The 14,804-nt window shown below is 57.6% G+C and carries 14 protein-coding genes; 5 read left to right on the top strand and 9 right to left on the bottom strand.

Going from position 1 to position 14,804, the window contains the following annotated elements; translation table 11 throughout:
* Nucleotides 1–41 precede the first annotated feature (41 nt).
* Entirely contained in the window at nucleotides 42–851 is an 810-nt protein-coding gene (locus tag L1A08_RS09415; protein WP_238756086.1) for a uroporphyrinogen-III synthase, read from the top strand.
* A gap of 24 nt (nucleotides 852–875) precedes the next feature.
* Here the strand turns inward: L1A08_RS09415 and L1A08_RS09410 are convergent, their stop codons facing one another.
* The 5 genes from L1A08_RS09410 to tsaE all read right to left on the bottom strand — a co-directional run bounded on the left by L1A08_RS09410 (nucleotide 876) and on the right by tsaE (nucleotide 6,846).
* Nucleotides 876–1,385: a SixA phosphatase family protein gene (locus L1A08_RS09410; RefSeq protein WP_238756085.1), complete on the bottom strand. Its 510-nt coding sequence runs from the start codon at nucleotides 1,383–1,385 to the stop codon at nucleotides 876–878.
* A gap of 24 nt (nucleotides 1,386–1,409) precedes the next feature.
* Nucleotides 1,410–2,387, bottom strand: a complete 978-nt coding sequence (locus tag L1A08_RS09405; protein ID WP_238756084.1) for an aldo/keto reductase — start codon at nucleotides 2,385–2,387, stop codon at nucleotides 1,410–1,412.
* Between the two features lie 36 nt (nucleotides 2,388–2,423).
* The gene (gene asnB / locus L1A08_RS09400) at nucleotides 2,424–4,361 is read right to left on the bottom strand and encodes an asparagine synthase (glutamine-hydrolyzing) (RefSeq protein ID WP_238756083.1); all 1,938 of its coding nucleotides are present in this window, start codon (nucleotides 4,359–4,361) and stop codon (nucleotides 2,424–2,426) included.
* A 98-nt stretch (nucleotides 4,362–4,459) separates the two neighbouring features.
* Nucleotides 4,460–5,749 (bottom strand): beta-ketoacyl-[acyl-carrier-protein] synthase family protein, encoded by a 1,290-nt coding sequence (locus L1A08_RS09395; RefSeq protein ID WP_238756082.1) that lies wholly within the window; start codon nucleotides 5,747–5,749, stop codon nucleotides 4,460–4,462.
* 605 nt (nucleotides 5,750–6,354) lie between these two features.
* Nucleotides 6,355–6,846 (bottom strand): tRNA (adenosine(37)-N6)-threonylcarbamoyltransferase complex ATPase subunit type 1 TsaE, encoded by a 492-nt coding sequence (gene tsaE, locus L1A08_RS09390; RefSeq protein ID WP_238756081.1) that lies wholly within the window; start codon nucleotides 6,844–6,846, stop codon nucleotides 6,355–6,357.
* Between the two features lie 222 nt (nucleotides 6,847–7,068).
* On the opposite strand from tsaE, the gene L1A08_RS09385 reads away from it, so the two are divergent.
* Nucleotides 7,069–7,320, top strand: coding sequence for a DUF485 domain-containing protein (locus L1A08_RS09385; protein ID WP_238756080.1), 252 nt, complete (start codon nucleotides 7,069–7,071; stop codon nucleotides 7,318–7,320).
* Nucleotides 7,317–9,260: a sodium/solute symporter gene (locus tag L1A08_RS09380; protein ID WP_238756079.1), complete on the top strand. Its 1,944-nt coding sequence runs from the start codon at nucleotides 7,317–7,319 to the stop codon at nucleotides 9,258–9,260. Before L1A08_RS09385 ends, L1A08_RS09380 begins: the two co-directional genes overlap by 4 nt.
* Before the next feature lie 114 nt (nucleotides 9,261–9,374).
* Here the strand turns inward: L1A08_RS09380 and L1A08_RS09375 are convergent, their stop codons facing one another.
* Nucleotides 9,375–9,731 carry a hypothetical protein gene (locus L1A08_RS09375; protein WP_238756078.1) on the bottom strand — a complete coding sequence of 119 codons (357 nt, stop codon included), beginning with the start codon at nucleotides 9,729–9,731 and terminating at the stop codon, nucleotides 9,375–9,377.
* Nucleotides 9,728–9,937 (bottom strand): hypothetical protein, encoded by a 210-nt coding sequence (locus L1A08_RS09370; protein ID WP_238756077.1) that lies wholly within the window; start codon nucleotides 9,935–9,937, stop codon nucleotides 9,728–9,730. The genes L1A08_RS09375 and L1A08_RS09370 overlap by 4 nt, the downstream gene beginning before the upstream one ends.
* 368 nt (nucleotides 9,938–10,305) lie before the next feature.
* On the opposite strand from L1A08_RS09370, the gene L1A08_RS09365 reads away from it, so the two are divergent.
* Nucleotides 10,306–10,791: a hypothetical protein gene (locus L1A08_RS09365; RefSeq protein WP_238756076.1), complete on the top strand. Its 486-nt coding sequence runs from the start codon at nucleotides 10,306–10,308 to the stop codon at nucleotides 10,789–10,791.
* Between the two features lie 167 nt (nucleotides 10,792–10,958).
* Here L1A08_RS09365 and L1A08_RS09360 read toward each other — a convergent pair whose 3' ends face one another.
* Entirely contained in the window at nucleotides 10,959–12,593 is a 1,635-nt protein-coding gene (locus L1A08_RS09360; protein WP_238756075.1) for a formylmethanofuran dehydrogenase subunit A, read from the bottom strand.
* A 43-nt stretch (nucleotides 12,594–12,636) separates the two neighbouring features.
* A complete protein-coding gene (locus L1A08_RS09355; protein WP_238756074.1) occupies nucleotides 12,637–13,422 on the bottom strand; it encodes a hypothetical protein in 786 nt (261 codons plus the stop codon).
* Nucleotides 13,423–13,582: 160 nt separating this feature from the next.
* Here L1A08_RS09355 and L1A08_RS09350 point away from each other — a divergent pair, with 160 nt between their 5' ends.
* Nucleotides 13,583–14,803, top strand: coding sequence for a protein-L-isoaspartate(D-aspartate) O-methyltransferase (locus L1A08_RS09350; protein ID WP_238756073.1), 1,221 nt, complete (start codon nucleotides 13,583–13,585; stop codon nucleotides 14,801–14,803).
* Nucleotide 14,804 lies beyond the last annotated feature (1 nt).

The raw sequence follows: 14,804 nt of genomic DNA, 5'->3' as shown, positions 1-14,804 counted from the left end.
GTCCCGTTTCTTTTCTCTCCACACCTGATGACCAGCCTGCCATGCGTGTCTGCAGTTTTGAGAGCCGCCGTCGTGATGAGATGGCCACGCTGATCCGCAAGTTCGGCGGCGATCCCACCGTTGTTCCGTCCATGCGGGAAGTGCCGTTGGAGGCTCACACAGACGCTTTCGAATTCGCCCGCCGGATTGAGCAGGGCGAGATTGAGATCGTCGTGTTCATGACCGGTGTCGGGGCTCGCACGCTGTTCGATGCAATCAGAACAACTGGTTACTGGGACTCATTTCAAAGTGAACTCGATCAACGGACGATCATCGTCCGCGGACCGAAGCCCGTTCCTGTGCTCAAGGACGCGAAGGTCCATATCGATTTCCGCGCTCCCGAGCCGAATACCTGGCGGGAATTGCTGGAACTAATTGATGGCACTCCGGTTGACGTAAGCGGGAAGACAATCGGCGTTCAGGAGTACGGCAAGCCGAACCAGGAATTTTACGAGCAACTGAAGCAGCGTGGAGCCGAGGTTTATCCCGTCACGGTCTACGCCTGGGATTTTCCGGAAGACGTTGAACCGCTGTATGCAGCCATTCAGGCGGCGTGCGACCAGCCGTTTGACGTCGTGATGTTCACCAGCGCCCAGCAGGTCGACAACGTCCTCGAAGCTGCGGATCGACTCGGGAAAAAGGACGATTGGCGGGCCAGCTTGAAACGAAGCTCGGTCGCCTCCATTGGACCGACCTGTAGCGACCGGCTGCGCGAACACGGCATTTCCATCGCCATGGAGCCGAGTCATCCCAAGATGGCTCATCTGGTTCGCGAAGCCATCGCCTTTGCTCAGCAGTCCTCCGCCTCCTGAGTCCGGTGACTTAGCGACCGCCGATCATTCCACTTCGGACGGAAGTTCTTTCGGGACCTGGAACGCGAGTTGCTTCACGTCCGAATGCCGGGTCAGTTCCCGCCAGCGTTCCAGCTGAGGAAACTCGAAGATCGCCGTCGCTGCTGTGGGAAAACGTCGGTCCTGTCCGGAGAACTGGGCGGTAAGCGACTCCATTCCCGGGTTATGGGCGATGACCATTACGGTACGACCGGCGCCGGCAACGTCTTTCACGCAATCGAGGATGAGACCGGGCGGTGCGTGATACAGATCCTCGATGTACTCAACAGTCGGAGTCTGGTGACTCCCTTGCTGCCAGAGATCGAACGTCTCGCGTGTTCGCGTCGCCGTGGAACAGAGACACCGATCGACTTCGATCTCCCGGGCGGTGACCCAGCGGCCCATTCGAGGGGCATCCCGTCTTCCGCGCTTGTTCAACGGACGATCGAAGTCCTGCAGATTGCCATCATCCCAGCTCGACTTGGCGTGCCGCATCAGGATCAGACGGAGTGCCACGGTGACGCCTTTCCGCGAGGATGACTATTCGTAGATTGGGCAGAACGTGTTGAAGGCCGCTTCGCAAAAATCTCCCGGATCGTTGAAGCGTCGGTTGCGATTGAGCCCCGAAATTGCCTGCATCTCGTCGTTGGTCAACTCGAAGTCGAACAGACTAAGATTCTCAGTCAGACGTTCCGGCTTTTCCGTTTTCGGGATGACGGCTGTCCCTCGCTGCACGCCCCAACGAAGCACGACCTGTGCGGGGCTCTTGCCCGTCCGCTCAGCAGCCGCTTTGACGACCGACTGTTCGAGGACGGATTCCTCCCGATCGGCCATATCGAGCGAGAGATACGACAAAGCCCCGAGCGGAGAGAAGCCGGTGACGGCGATCTGTTCCTTCTCGCAGTATTTGACGAGTTTCTCCTGGGTGAGATAGGGATGCAGTTCGACCTGGAGCACAGACGGACGAATGCGGGCGGCACTGAGCAGATCGCGAATCAACGATGTTCCGAAGTTCGAGATGCCGATGTGCTTGACCAGTCCATCATCGACCAGCTTCTCCATCGCCTTCCAGGTTTCCGCGATCGGTACCGGGTTCATTTCCATCTGCGGATTTGCGGCGTCTGGATCAGAAAACCAGCCCGGCGGATAGCGTTCGTCGAAGGGCACGAACTTCTGCGAGATCGGAAAGTGAATCAGATACAGGTCGAGGTAATCGAGCTGCAGATCGCTCAGCGACTTCCGGCAGGCGGCTTCGACATGCTCGGGAGCATGATACGTGTTCCAGAGCTTGGAGGTGACCCACAGGTCGTCGCGGCTGCAGTCACCGGCCTTGAGAGTCGACTGAATACCCTGCCCGACCTGCTCTTCGTTGCCGTAGTCGCAGGCACAGTCGAGATGCCGGTAGCCTCGTTGCACCGCCTCCTGAACAAGGCCGGCCGTTCGATCCGGATCGACTTTCCAGAATCCGTAACCAACCTTCGGGAGCTTATCGCCATTCTGCAGTGTCAGAAATTCCATCGTTGTCCCTCATCGTGCCGAAGGTGAAAATCAAAGTCAGTTTCCGATGCCCTTCCAGTCCGGAAGGTCGGCCATAGTCGGATCAATATACAGATGGTGCCAGAGCTGCGTGGAAATGACACCGATCATTCCCATATCCAGAGCATACCGCCCCAGCGATCGGGACTTTTGCTTCTTCAGGACCTGCAACGCTCGAGCAACTCCCGCAGGATCGAAATACCCGGCTTTCTGAAGAGCTTCAGGACTCAACAACTGTTGAACCCAGGAAGGTGCTCCGGGCCGCAGGAAGTTATTCGTGAGATGAGCACGGAACATCGTCTTGGGCCGCCCGGCAATCTGTGCCGGCAGCGTACGGGCGGCGACCTGCCGCAACAGCCACTTGTTCTCCTTACCGCGAAGCTTCATATCGATTGGCAGCTGCGCACAGAAATCGACAACGTCTTCGTCGAGGAACGGATAGCGTCCCTCGATAGAACTGTTCATCGTGATCCGGTCGCTCTTTCCGGCGAGCAGCAGACCGGGCAGCATGATCTTGAACCCCGCGTAGAGCGATTGATTCAAGGTCGACCAGCGTTGAATCCGGTCCTCGCACGCACCGGGGACGTCTTCGTACGGCGAGTAATCCTCGACATCCCGCCACATCTGCTCGGAATACAGGACTTCTCGGGCCTGGCCGATCAGTTCGTAGGAGGTCTGCTGGGCAATCCGTGTTCCGTAGAAGGCTTTCAGCGGAGCCTGATGTCGTCGACCACCCCCAACGACCCGCGGCAGGATGCGGCGAAACAGCCGGGCAACCGGATCGCCGGGCATGCGGTACTTTTGAGCCAGTCGAAACCAGATATAGCCGGCGAGCAATTCGTCAGCTCCTTCCCCCGTCAATGCAACTTTGAACCCGCGTTCGTGCACCCGTTTGGCAAGCAGCATCAGACAGGCTGTCGAGGTATCAAACACCGGCCCTTCGGTCGCCACAATCTGCTCGGGAAACGCCTGGGCGATCTCATGTTGAGAGATGGAAAGGACATCGATCGGACAATTAAGCACCCTGGCCGACTCTTCAGCCTGAAGACGCTCGTCGACTGGACCGGAATCCTGCAGCGAAAGCGAGAACGCCTGAATCGGCTTCTCGCGTGTTCGTGAAACCAGTCCGAGAACACTCGTGGAATCGAGGCCTCCACTGATGTAGCAGCAGACCGGAACTTCACTGAAGAGCCGCCGCTCAACCGACCTGGTCAGCAGCTGTTCGAATTCCTGAACCGCGACATCAGAATTAACAAATCGGCGTTCCTCACCGGCATCCGGGAAATCGAGGTCCCAATAGCAACGGACATTCACACGACCGTCCTGCACGGTCAGCTGGTGTCCCGGCGGGAGCATGTGAATGCCCTCGAAACAGGTTCGCTGATTGGGCATGCAGAAAAAGTTGAAGAAGTAGTCGAGCCCCTTGCGATCAGGTTTGGCTTCAACCATTCCGCTGGCGAGCAGTCCGCGAACTTCCGAAGACCAGAGCAACCACTTCCCGACGATTGTGTAATACAGCGGGGAAATACCAGCTCGATCTCGTCCGAGCAGCAGTCGTCTCTTGTTGCGGTCCCAGATGCTGGTCGCGAACTGACCGCGCGCCTTCAGAAAGACGTCGTCGCCATGTTCCTCGTAGAGATGCGCCCACACTTCGGTGTCGCAATGGGTCTGAAAGCGATGACCACGGGCCTGCAATTCCTCGCGAAGCCGAGGGTAATCGTACAGTTCCCCGTTGAAGGCGACCTGAATCTGGCCATCTTCGTTACCAATCGGCTGACGCCCATGGGCCACATCGATAATTGCGAGCCGTCGGGCTCCCAGAGCAACGCCCGCCTCCTGGTAATGATGCTCGTCATCCGGGCCACGATGCCGGATGGCCTGACACATCTGGGAGAGAGCTTGAGGAGGGAACTCTGGATGACCGTCGAGCGCAATCGCTCCGACAATACCACACACTTACTTGAATCCTTCCGCGAAGACGTAGTCGCGGAGACCCTGCAACGAGTGAGCGCCCCGCGAGAAGCAGCCTGCAAGGCGACAGGGTAACGAATCGACTAAACGGCGCGAAGCAGACAGGCCGTGCTTTGGCCCATTGACGTGCGATTTACACTCATGGCGATCGAGTTGTGCAGCGGAATCGTCTGGTCACGAATCACATTCAGCCGACAGCCCGGGTCCGGCGTTTCGTAGTTCAGAGTGACTGGCAGTTCGCGATGGTGCAGGGCCAGGATTGAACCAGCGAGCTCAACAGCCCCTGTCCCGGCATCGAACTGGCCGAAATAGCTTCCCAACGCCATGACTGGAACGCGGGACACATTGTCGCCCAGAGCCCGATGGTAGGACCGGGCTTCAACGAGATCGTCCCGCTGCGTGCTCTTGCCGTGAGCGTTGATGTGACCAACCTCAGCGGTATCGATCCCGGTCCGTCGCATCACCGAACGGATCGAAGCGACCAGCCCTGCTCCATGATTCTTCGGATCGGAACTGCGGCCGTCGCAGCCGGAGCCGACAGCCATGATTTCAGCGTAGATATTGGCCCCGCGGCGGACGGCGTGCTCGTAGCTTTCGAGAACGAACACGGCCGAACCTTCTCCGACCACGCTGCCGTCACGATCGCGGTCGAACGGACGACAGGCCCGTTCCGGATCGTCTTCGCGACGGGTCAGGCTCTCGAAGGAATTGAAGCGCGCCACATCGAACGGATCGGTCGCCGAGCTGCTGGCGCCCACGATCATGCAGTCGGCTGCTCCACGCTGAATCGTGCCCATCGCTTCGGCGAAAGCGAGCAGAGCCGAGGATTCGCGGCTCGTAATGGTATTGTTGTGCCCGCGGGCGTCGTGTTCGATGGCGACGTGACAGGCCGGCATGTTGGGGAGCTGACGCAGCAGCCAGAGCGGCGGAATCTTCCCCATTCGCTCCGAACCCCAACGATCGAACTGATCTTTCTGACTTCCTCCGCCATCGACACGGGCGGCTGCCACGAGTTCCTCAGGCGTCGAGGAAATGTGGCCCGAACCGAAGACCACGCCGAGTCGGTCGGGATCGACCTGTCCGCGGGACAGCCCGGCATCACGAAAACTCATGCTCGCGGCGGCGACACCCAGCTGGACGTCGCGGCTCATCACCTTGAGGAATTTTCGGTTGTAGATGTGCTGAACCGGATCGAAATCGTGGATCTCGGCTCCCACTTTGGAGGGGAGACGCGAGGAAGGGACGGACTTCAGAAAGCCAATTCCCGAGCGGGCGTCTTTCAGACTCCGCCAGAAGGCCTCTTTCCCGATCCCAATCGGTGAAACGACGCCGATGCCCGTAATGACTACGGGGCACACGTGTTGCGAATTCATTGTCCAGCCTGACCCTAGCGGCATGCGTCTGCATACCTCTGCGAAACGTCTGTGTGTTTCCTGACGGATCGGAGTTCCGCCTGTTTCGTGTTGAAGGCTACCGACTCAGCCAGCAGCCGTAACGGTCGCAATCGCACAGACCTGTCTGTATGGTCCCAATCAGGTCAGAGGACTGCAGATGGAGCGTTAATCACTGGAAAGAAAGGCGTTGCATGCTGCGCAGCCAAACCAACAGCGACCAACTGATTCAGGGTGGCTCGAACGTCCTGGAAGACATCCGAGTCGGGGGGGAAAGTGAGAGGGCTTCCGTGAACTCCCAGCCAAGGTTTGAATTCTTAACCGACGATTGGTCCGTTCCACCGGTTAGGAATGTTTGGTCGCGTCAAGCTGATCCATCTTCCACGATTCGGACCCCTCCGAACCGTTAGATCTGCGATGCATCAGCAGACATTGACCAATTAGATATTTCACCTCAGGTTCTCCAGTCTGTCAAGTCCAAACTTACTGCAACCAGTGGTCTTACCACCGATTCACACTGCCGTGGACGGTACAGATCCCCAGTTCCGCAGAACAGAAAATCGAGACCTCAAGGGCGATCGGATCATTCAGGAATGGAGTTCGGCGATCTCGGCGACGATCGACCGGGCGACCGCGCCCTCAGCGGAAAGATTATAGACTCGTTCCGTCGGGCCGGTGACATCAATCGAAATCGAAAGCCCGTCTCTGGGGAGAAACTCTGCAAATCGACTCGCCCACTCGACGAGACTGATCCCCTTCCCTTCGAGCAACTCATCCGCTCCCATCTCATAGAGCTCGTCTTCATCGACCACGCGATAGAGATCGAAATGGTGCAGCAGATAGTCGCCGAGATAGTGCTGAACGATCACGTATGTCGGGCTGTTGACCCCCTGACTGTCGACGCCGAGAGCTTCCGCGAAGTTCCGTACGAAGCAGGTTTTCCCCGCTCCGAGTTCTCCGTCGAGGCGGATGATGAGCCCGGGTTCGGCTTTCAGTGCAATCTGCGCGGCGAGGCGAGCGGTTTCCGCCTCGCTGTGACAGACCACCTGGATCGAACGTTCGGGATTGTCGTCATTCATCGTCGGACCTCGTCGCGTTTTAAAGGGCAGCGTGACCTTGGCAAAGAGTTGCGGCGGAGGGAGCACCACCACTTCGAGGCAATTCTTTACTCGATTCGTCTGGTCGCCCGATTTGTAACATTCTGAGTTTCGCCCGGAAAGTGCCGTCGCTATGCTGTGAAACTCTTATCAACATTCCGTGATGAGTCCCGACCCCTCCAGACTTCAGACCAAGAGGACTTCATGTTCGATTCCCCGAATGGTCGCATTGCGATGATTCTCTTCGCGGTGTACCTCGTGCTGTACTCCGGCTTCATGCTGATCAATGTGTTCGCCCCCGCCCTGATGGACAAGACTCCTCTGGCCGGTGTAAATCTTGCCATCTGGTATGGTTTTCTGCTGATTGCGGCGGCAATCTTTCTTGCGTTCCTGTACGGAGCACTCTGTCGCCCGAACGAAGAGGATCCCAACCGCACGAAAGGGGGTCAGCAGTGATTTACGAACCCTCTGCTCTTGCGACTATCGTCTTCTTTGCGTTTGTCGGGATCACCCTGGGACTCAGCTTCTGGCTGGGACGGCAGGCGAAATCCTCTCAGGGCTACTTCGCCGCTCACGGTCAGATTCCCTGGTTTGTGAACGGAGTCGCCTTTGCCGGCGACTACCTGTCAGCCGCATCGTTCCTCGGTATCTGCGGGATGATCGCCTTCTATGGCTACGATGGGTTTCTCTATTCCATCGGCTATCTGGCTGGCTGGATTGTCGCGTTGTTTATCGTGGCCGAGCCGATGAAGCGACTCGGGAAGTTCACCTTCGCCGATGCTCTCAACTCCCAATTCGATTCCCCCGGCATTCAGATCGCGGCTGGAATCAGCACTCTGGTGGTCAGTATTTTCTATCTGATCCCTCAGATGGTCGGCGCCGGTGCCCTGGTGACTCCTCTGCTCGGTTTCGATCACTGGGTGGGCGTCGTGATCGTCGGTGCCACAGTGATGCTGATTGTCGTAACGGCCGGGATGGTTTCGACCACCTGGGTGCAGTTTCTGAAAGGCTCGCTGCTGGTCTTCTTCTCCGCGTTGATGACCATCATGCTGCTGGCGCGAGGCTTCGCAGTCGACGACGGTGGGCAGGACGGACACAAGTTCCGTACCCTCGGGCCATACAGCCCCGGTCAGCTGGCAGCCGGTGAGATTGTCGAAACCGACGGCCAGACCTGGACCGTTGTCGATTCCTCGAAAGCCTGGCAGGACACAGACTTCGTTCAGCTCGAGCAGGATGGCGTGGTCACAGTCTGGCATGAAGTTGCGGCCGAAGATGGTCAGGTTCGGCTGACGGAAGCTCAGTCCGTCGCCGAGACCGAAGCGGGACAAATTCTGATCAACGGGCTGCCGAAGGGCAAAGGCGAAGGCGAAGCCGTTCTGCATCCGACCGGCTATCTTTCGGACCTTCCTGGCGACCAGGAAGAAACTGGTCCGGTGGGTCCGCTGGGATTCTTCAGCACGCTCCAGGAGAGTACGGTCATTCGCTGGCCGAAGGAGATCGTCTTCGAGGAAGATACGAAGACGACGGTCTTTTATCAGAAGCCGACTCCCGGCAGTCAGGTTCTGCGACCGGGCGAATACCCCGGTTTTCAGGGCATTCGAAGCGACCGCCTGATCGACAAACTGAACTTTCTTTCGCTGATGCTGGCTTTATTCTGCGGAACCGCGTCGCTGCCGCATATTCTGATTCGCTACTACACGGTCAAAGATGAGACTGCAGCTCGGAAGAGTACCATCGTCGGCATCTCAGCGATCGGATTCTTCTACATTCTATCGCTCTATATCGGACTGGGAGCGATGACGAGCGGGGCTCTGGACGTGACCAACAGCAATATGGCCGCCCCTCTGCTGGCCCGCAGTATGGCGGAATGGCTGTTTGCCGCAATCTCAGCCATTGCCTTCACCACGGTTCTCGGTACCGTCAGCGGCCTGATTCTCGCTTCTGCGGGAGCAGTGACTCACGACCTAGTCGGCCGCCTGTCGGCACACAAGCTCAACGATAAAGAGCAGGTCCGGCTGGCGAAGTTCTCGTCGGTGGGCGTGGGCATCATCGCGATCGTACTGGGTATCGTCTTCGAAAAAATGAACGTGAGCTATCTGGTCGGCTGGGCATTCAGCGTCGCTGCGTCCGCGAACTTGCCGTCGCTCGTGATGCTGTTGTTCTGGAAAGGCACGACCAAGGAAGGGATCATTACGGCGTTGCTCGTCGGTATGACCAGTTCTCTGGCGTGGATTCTACTTTCGGCTGACACGTTTACGCAGGTCTATGGAATGAGTGCCGAAAACGCGCTGGTACCGTTCAGTCAACCGGGGATCGTTACGATTCCGCTCGGCTTCCTGACACTCATCGTCGTGTCGCTGATGACTCAACCGAAACGGGAAGAAACGGTCGCATAATCGAGGCCGTGTCTCTATAAAAAAGCCCCGGCTCGCAAACAACTGCGGGCCGGGGTTTCTTCATAAGGCGGATCAAAACGTATCGCTCACGCCTCATTCAGTATTCGGAAGTAATCAATCGTTCGTCGCGGAACTGATATTGGCCGGCTTGGCCGGTTCCATTCCTTCTTCGTGTGGGAAGTTCGTTCCCCAGCGAACGATCTCGTCGTATTTGTGCTGAAGCCGTTTTGTGATTCCTGAGAGTTCGCTGCCGCGATGCAGCACATTGTCCTCACAGCAATCCAGAACTCGCTCCTGAAGTTCGGTCTGCAAAGTTTTCTCGGACGTTCGGGCAAACCCGCTCATGACCAGTGACTTCAAAAGCTTGTCGCTTCGCTCTTCGAGTTCGCTGTAATCTCCCTGCAGGGAGGCACAACAAAGCTCAGTCAGCGAATCCAGAACAGCTTCACACTGCGAATTTGTGTCGCTCATTTGTCACCTTCAATCGGAGTATCGATGTCGATATCGTCGTCGGTCGTGGGATCGAGGTCGATATCTTCATCGCCTCGTTCCACCTTGGGACCTTCGAGTTCGATTCGACTGGAATCGTCGGTCGTGTCGACGCGTGCCTCACAACCGGCCATACACAGCATGCCAAGCGCCAGGATCATGCTCGCCAGAAAGTATTGCGTCATCATCTCCACCTCACTCTTTCTTGCCGACGGTCTGAATTCGGTTCAGTGAGTGTCCAATTACGCAAACGTCGTGCCGCCTGATCAACGGCATTCTTTTTCCACAGTTCGAGACGCAGCCCCCGCAGCCGGGAATCTCGTAACCTCCTTATCCATCGAGACTTAAATACCTTCTCTCGCAGAGAAAACCGACGGAATTGCTCTCGCATTTTTGCTCCGAATGGATGATCATCCATCAGCCTGGTGCGAGATCGCACTGATTCGCCACTGTCTGGCAGTCTGAATACACGCGGTCGACCTGGCTGGAACTTCTGAAGCGGTTTACCCACAATACTTTACGACTTGTCCCTGATCTCCGATGAAAGGCCCACCGGATGGCGGAAGAAACTCGAGCGATTTTTGTGTCCGATGAAGAGCGAGCTGTGGAGCTGATCGCCAAATTCCTCCAGGAAAAAGGGATCGCGGTCGAGGTCGTGCATCACATGCCCGAATCAGACGGCGTGGGACTGACCCCATTCTCAACGTCGCAATCGACCAACCACCTCGAAGTACTGGTGAAAGACGCGTCCCAGTTGCAGGATGCCCGTCAATTGCTCACCCGCCACAGCAGCGAGATTCTGGAACAGGCGCAGGTGGTCGACCTTCAACCTGCCGAGGTCATTGTCGAATGCGAGGACTGCGAGAAGACCAATGTTTACCCGGGACAGCTCCAGGGAACCGTTCAGGAATGCGAACATTGCGGCTCTTATCTCGACGTGCCCGGCGGAGACGATCAGTTCGACTGGTCCGTGGTCGACGAGACAGTTGCCGAGGATGAGATGGACCAGGAAGAGGACCCCGACGCCGACGCCTGGGGATAGAGCATTTTCTTGCTTCCTGCAGTCGCATTTTAAATTTCCTCTGGAGTGAATCGCTCTCAAAACTCGAAGCGAGTTGTCCCGTGGAAAATCGGACAACTCGCCCGATCCAGTCCGGAACTCAACCAGGGAGAGAGTGGAGATCACCCGCTCCAGCTGAACCCGTCTGTTCAATCGGTCGGAAAGCAGGGTGACTCTTCGCGGTCGATGGCGTAGTTACCGTACCGGATCGAATAGTTCTCGTTGAACCAGTCCTTCCGCTGCCGCCCAAATTCGTCGTCGTAGGTCAACTCGGGTGTCAGCAGGCTTCCGGTTCCGGGCGTGGCCAGTTCGCCTTCCCTCGAGACAATGCTTCCCTCTTTGAACACGAGCCGAGGCCGCTGAAACATTTCGGTCAGATTCGACTGCGGTCGATAGATTGTGACATCCGCGGCGGCTCCTGACCCGAGATGCCCTTTATCGGTGAGCCCCAGCATCTTCGCCGGCGCTGCCCGGGTAATAATGGCGATCTCCGAAAGGCTGTATTCGCGCTCGAGATCACGCAACGGCGAACGGTCAGCCAGCTGTTCGGGCATGCGGCCGATCATCTCTTCCCGAAAACTGCGATCCATGAGCAGATGAATCACTTCGGGATACTTCACAAAGGCTCCGCCATTGGGGTGATCACTACTCATTGCGATCCGCCAGGGATCCGGCATCCGCAGATACCACTCCAGGCCGATCGCCCATTGCGTGGCATGGACCAGATTTCGGTACGGTTTGAATCGGCCCGGAATAATTCCGCAGCTCGCTTCCTGCTCGGTGTCAGCCGTGAACCAGCGGCTGCCCGTCAGTCGAGCCAGCCGTTCCGCGAACGGGGCGTCGCCCGTAATCGTCATCGCCTCCCCCGGCAGGATATGGCCGACATCGACCGTGATCTCCGGATGAGCGGCGACGTAGTCGACCAGTTGCTCCACAGCCGATGAGAACGACGCAGGATCATCGGCATCTCCGCCGTAACTGTGGAACTGAATATGGGCGAAGTGCCCTCGATGCCCTTCGAGAGCCTGCATCGTTTTCAGTGTTGTTTCCCAGTTGCCGGGATAGCCGAGATTGTTGCAGTGAATGTGGACCGGATGCGGAACGCCGAGTTCATCGACCGCTCGCGCCAGCCCCTGAACGATCTGTCTGGGGGAGACGCCAAACTCACCGACCGCCTCATCGAGTTCGTGCAGCGACTTCCGACTGATCTGCTTCCAGTTTTCCACTCCACCGGGGTTGACGATCTTCACCCCTTGTGCATGCACCGAGGAGAGCATCCAGCCGACATAGGAACGAACCGCGTCATGCTGTCCCTCCCGGAGGTGATCGAGAACGTAGTGGTTGTTGCCGAAGAGCGTCAGAAACGCTTTGTCGATGTAAGGTGTCTGAGCGAACTCGTGATGAGCCAGGCGGGACGATAAACCGGGGATGGCCGCGTCAACGGCGGTGGTGTATCCCATGGCCGCGAAGAGCTGCCCGGTGGCGATACAGCTGGGAACGACGGGAGCAGATCTGCCGTTCGGCGTTCTCATTCGGGAACCGCCACGCATCCCGGCCAGAAATTTCCGGGCATGATTGACCTTCGAGCCGGCGATGTGACAGTGCATGTCGACGCCACCCGGCATGACAATATCACCCTGCAGATCGTGCTCGACGAGTTCCTCGGGTCGAGTCTCCGGAGCGACGACGATGCGGCCCTTGTGAATCCACACATCCCGCACTTCGCCATTACAGTTGTTGGCGGGATCGTAGACAGTTCCGTTCTTCAGGCAGTACCAGGTCATCAGGATCAATCGTCTGAGGCGGCGAGGAAAAGCTCTTGAGCGACTATTTCCGGGGAGGAACCGCCGGACGAGTCTGCGGCTCGTTCTCCTGGCGGAATTCGTGGTCGCTGTTGAGCACCATAATCTTCTGCCAGATTTTCCGCGACAGTCCCGTTGTGAGTGATTCCAATTCGTTCACTGCCCCGACGGCCTGTGCATCCGGGAAGTTCTCAACATAAAGTGCGCCGATCTTCCCGGTCAGCGACAGGAGTTCAGTGCAGTAATCGAGGTAACGCCCCAGCTCGAAACGTGTGTACTGACGCTTGGGAGACGACGCCGTGTCCGGCCCCTCGCGGGAGTTTAGCACACGCTCCGGATCCTTGGTCAGCTGGTGCATATCGATGATATGAGCGATCGACCGCAGCCGATGGATCGCCGTCAGCGTGCGACGCCGCTTCACACGGACTTCGACGGTCATCAGAAATAGCACGGCGGCTCCGATCAAAATCAGATCGTTGAACGCCGCCTCCATCACCGTGATGAACTCAACGGCATCGGGCAGGCCCTGCTTCAAGTCCAGAAAGCTGAAGCCGTAGATCGCGACGCAGATGATGCTGGCGATGACGGTATAGGTGAAGAGTCGCAGTCCCCACATCGGCCGAGCGATGTCGACGGCTGTCTTGCGGGTATCTCCGGCGATCCGCAGCAGCTCGCCACAGACACGGGCCAGTCCGGCCTCAGGAAACCGCTCTTCGACACGCCGCTGCAATTGGGATAGCGTTTCCAGAATCCGGTCTGGATTCAGATTGTCGTACCCGGCGTCGATCAGCTGCGGCTTTTGCTGTGTCATCAAAGGTGAGAATTGATTAAAAGAGTTGCCAAACTGGCTGGACGGCCAGACATTTCACGATTTGAAAGGCTTGATCCGGCTGGGGTTCCCCGATGTTGGCCGGATATTCACTGTATCAGAAGTCTCTTCTCGAGTTAACGCAAGCGGCGGAGCCTGGCTCATGAAAAACTACGCTCGGCAATTGTTTCTGTCAGGGTTCCTGTCCCTGCTCTTCTGCCTGATCCTTGTTCAGACCTCGGCAGCCGACCCGTTTGAGCGGCGTCGGGAATATCTGGTTTCCGAGTACGTTGAGAAGGAAGGAATTACCAATCCGCGTGTTCTGGAATCGATGCGAAAGACGGAACGTCATTTGTTTGTGCCGCTTTCCGCACGAGATAAGGCCTACACCGATCAGGCGCTCTCCATCGGCCATGAACAGACCATCTCGCCGCCGTTCATCGTCGCTTACATGACTGAGATACTCGAGCCTCAGGAAACTGACCGCGTCCTCGAGATCGGAACCGGGAGCGGCTATCAGGCGGCCGTCCTGTCCCCGCTGGTGAAAGATGTCTACACGATCGAAATCGTGGAGCCACTCGGACGACGGGCCGCCTCGACATTGAAACGACTCCGTTACGAGAACGTGCACACGCGGATCGGCGATGGTTTCAAAGGTTGGCCGGAAGCGGCTCCGTTCGACAAGATCATCGTCACCTGTTCGCCGGAAAGCATTCCGCAGCCGCTGATCGATCAGCTTAAAGACGGAGGAAAGATGATTATCCCGCTTGGAGAGCGGTATCAGCAGGTCTTCTATCTCCTGGAGAAGAAAGATGGAAAGATGATTTCCAGGCCGCTTCAGCCGACTTTGTTTGTGCCGATGACTGGACTCTCCGAAGAGCAGCGGCGGGTCCTTCCGGATCCCTCCAACCCCCAGTTGATCAATGGCAGCTTCGAGACCGACGATAACGGCGACGGTTATGTCGATGGGTTTCACTATCAACGGCAGATGACCCGCATCGAGGGAGATGCCCCGGATGGCGAATATTACGTGCTGTTCGATAACCCCCAGCCCGGCCAGCTGGCTCAGATGCTGCAGGGCTTCGCGATCGACGGACGATCGGTGTCAGAACTCCGCATTTCCGTCGAAATTCTGATGGAAGAATGGCGGATCGGTCTGAACGCGCAGCAGCGTCCCGGAATGGTGATTCACTATTACGATGAAGACCGCCGCCCGCTCGGCTCCGATGCGATCGGCCTCTGGCACTCGGATTCGGACTGGCAGCAACTCGAATATCGCGTCGCAGTGCCCTACAAAGCCCGGGAAGCGATTGTACAGATCGGCCTGAACGGAGCAGCCGGAAAACTGGCGATCGACAATGTCGTGTTGAGACGATCGAAGTAGA

It is taken from the genome of Rubinisphaera margarita (assembly GCF_022267515.1).
In the GTDB taxonomy this organism is placed as follows: domain Bacteria; phylum Planctomycetota; class Planctomycetia; order Planctomycetales; family Planctomycetaceae; genus Rubinisphaera; species Rubinisphaera margarita.
The sequence above is the reverse complement of the archived record's forward strand: the minus strand, read 5'-3'. Positions and strand labels throughout refer to the sequence as shown.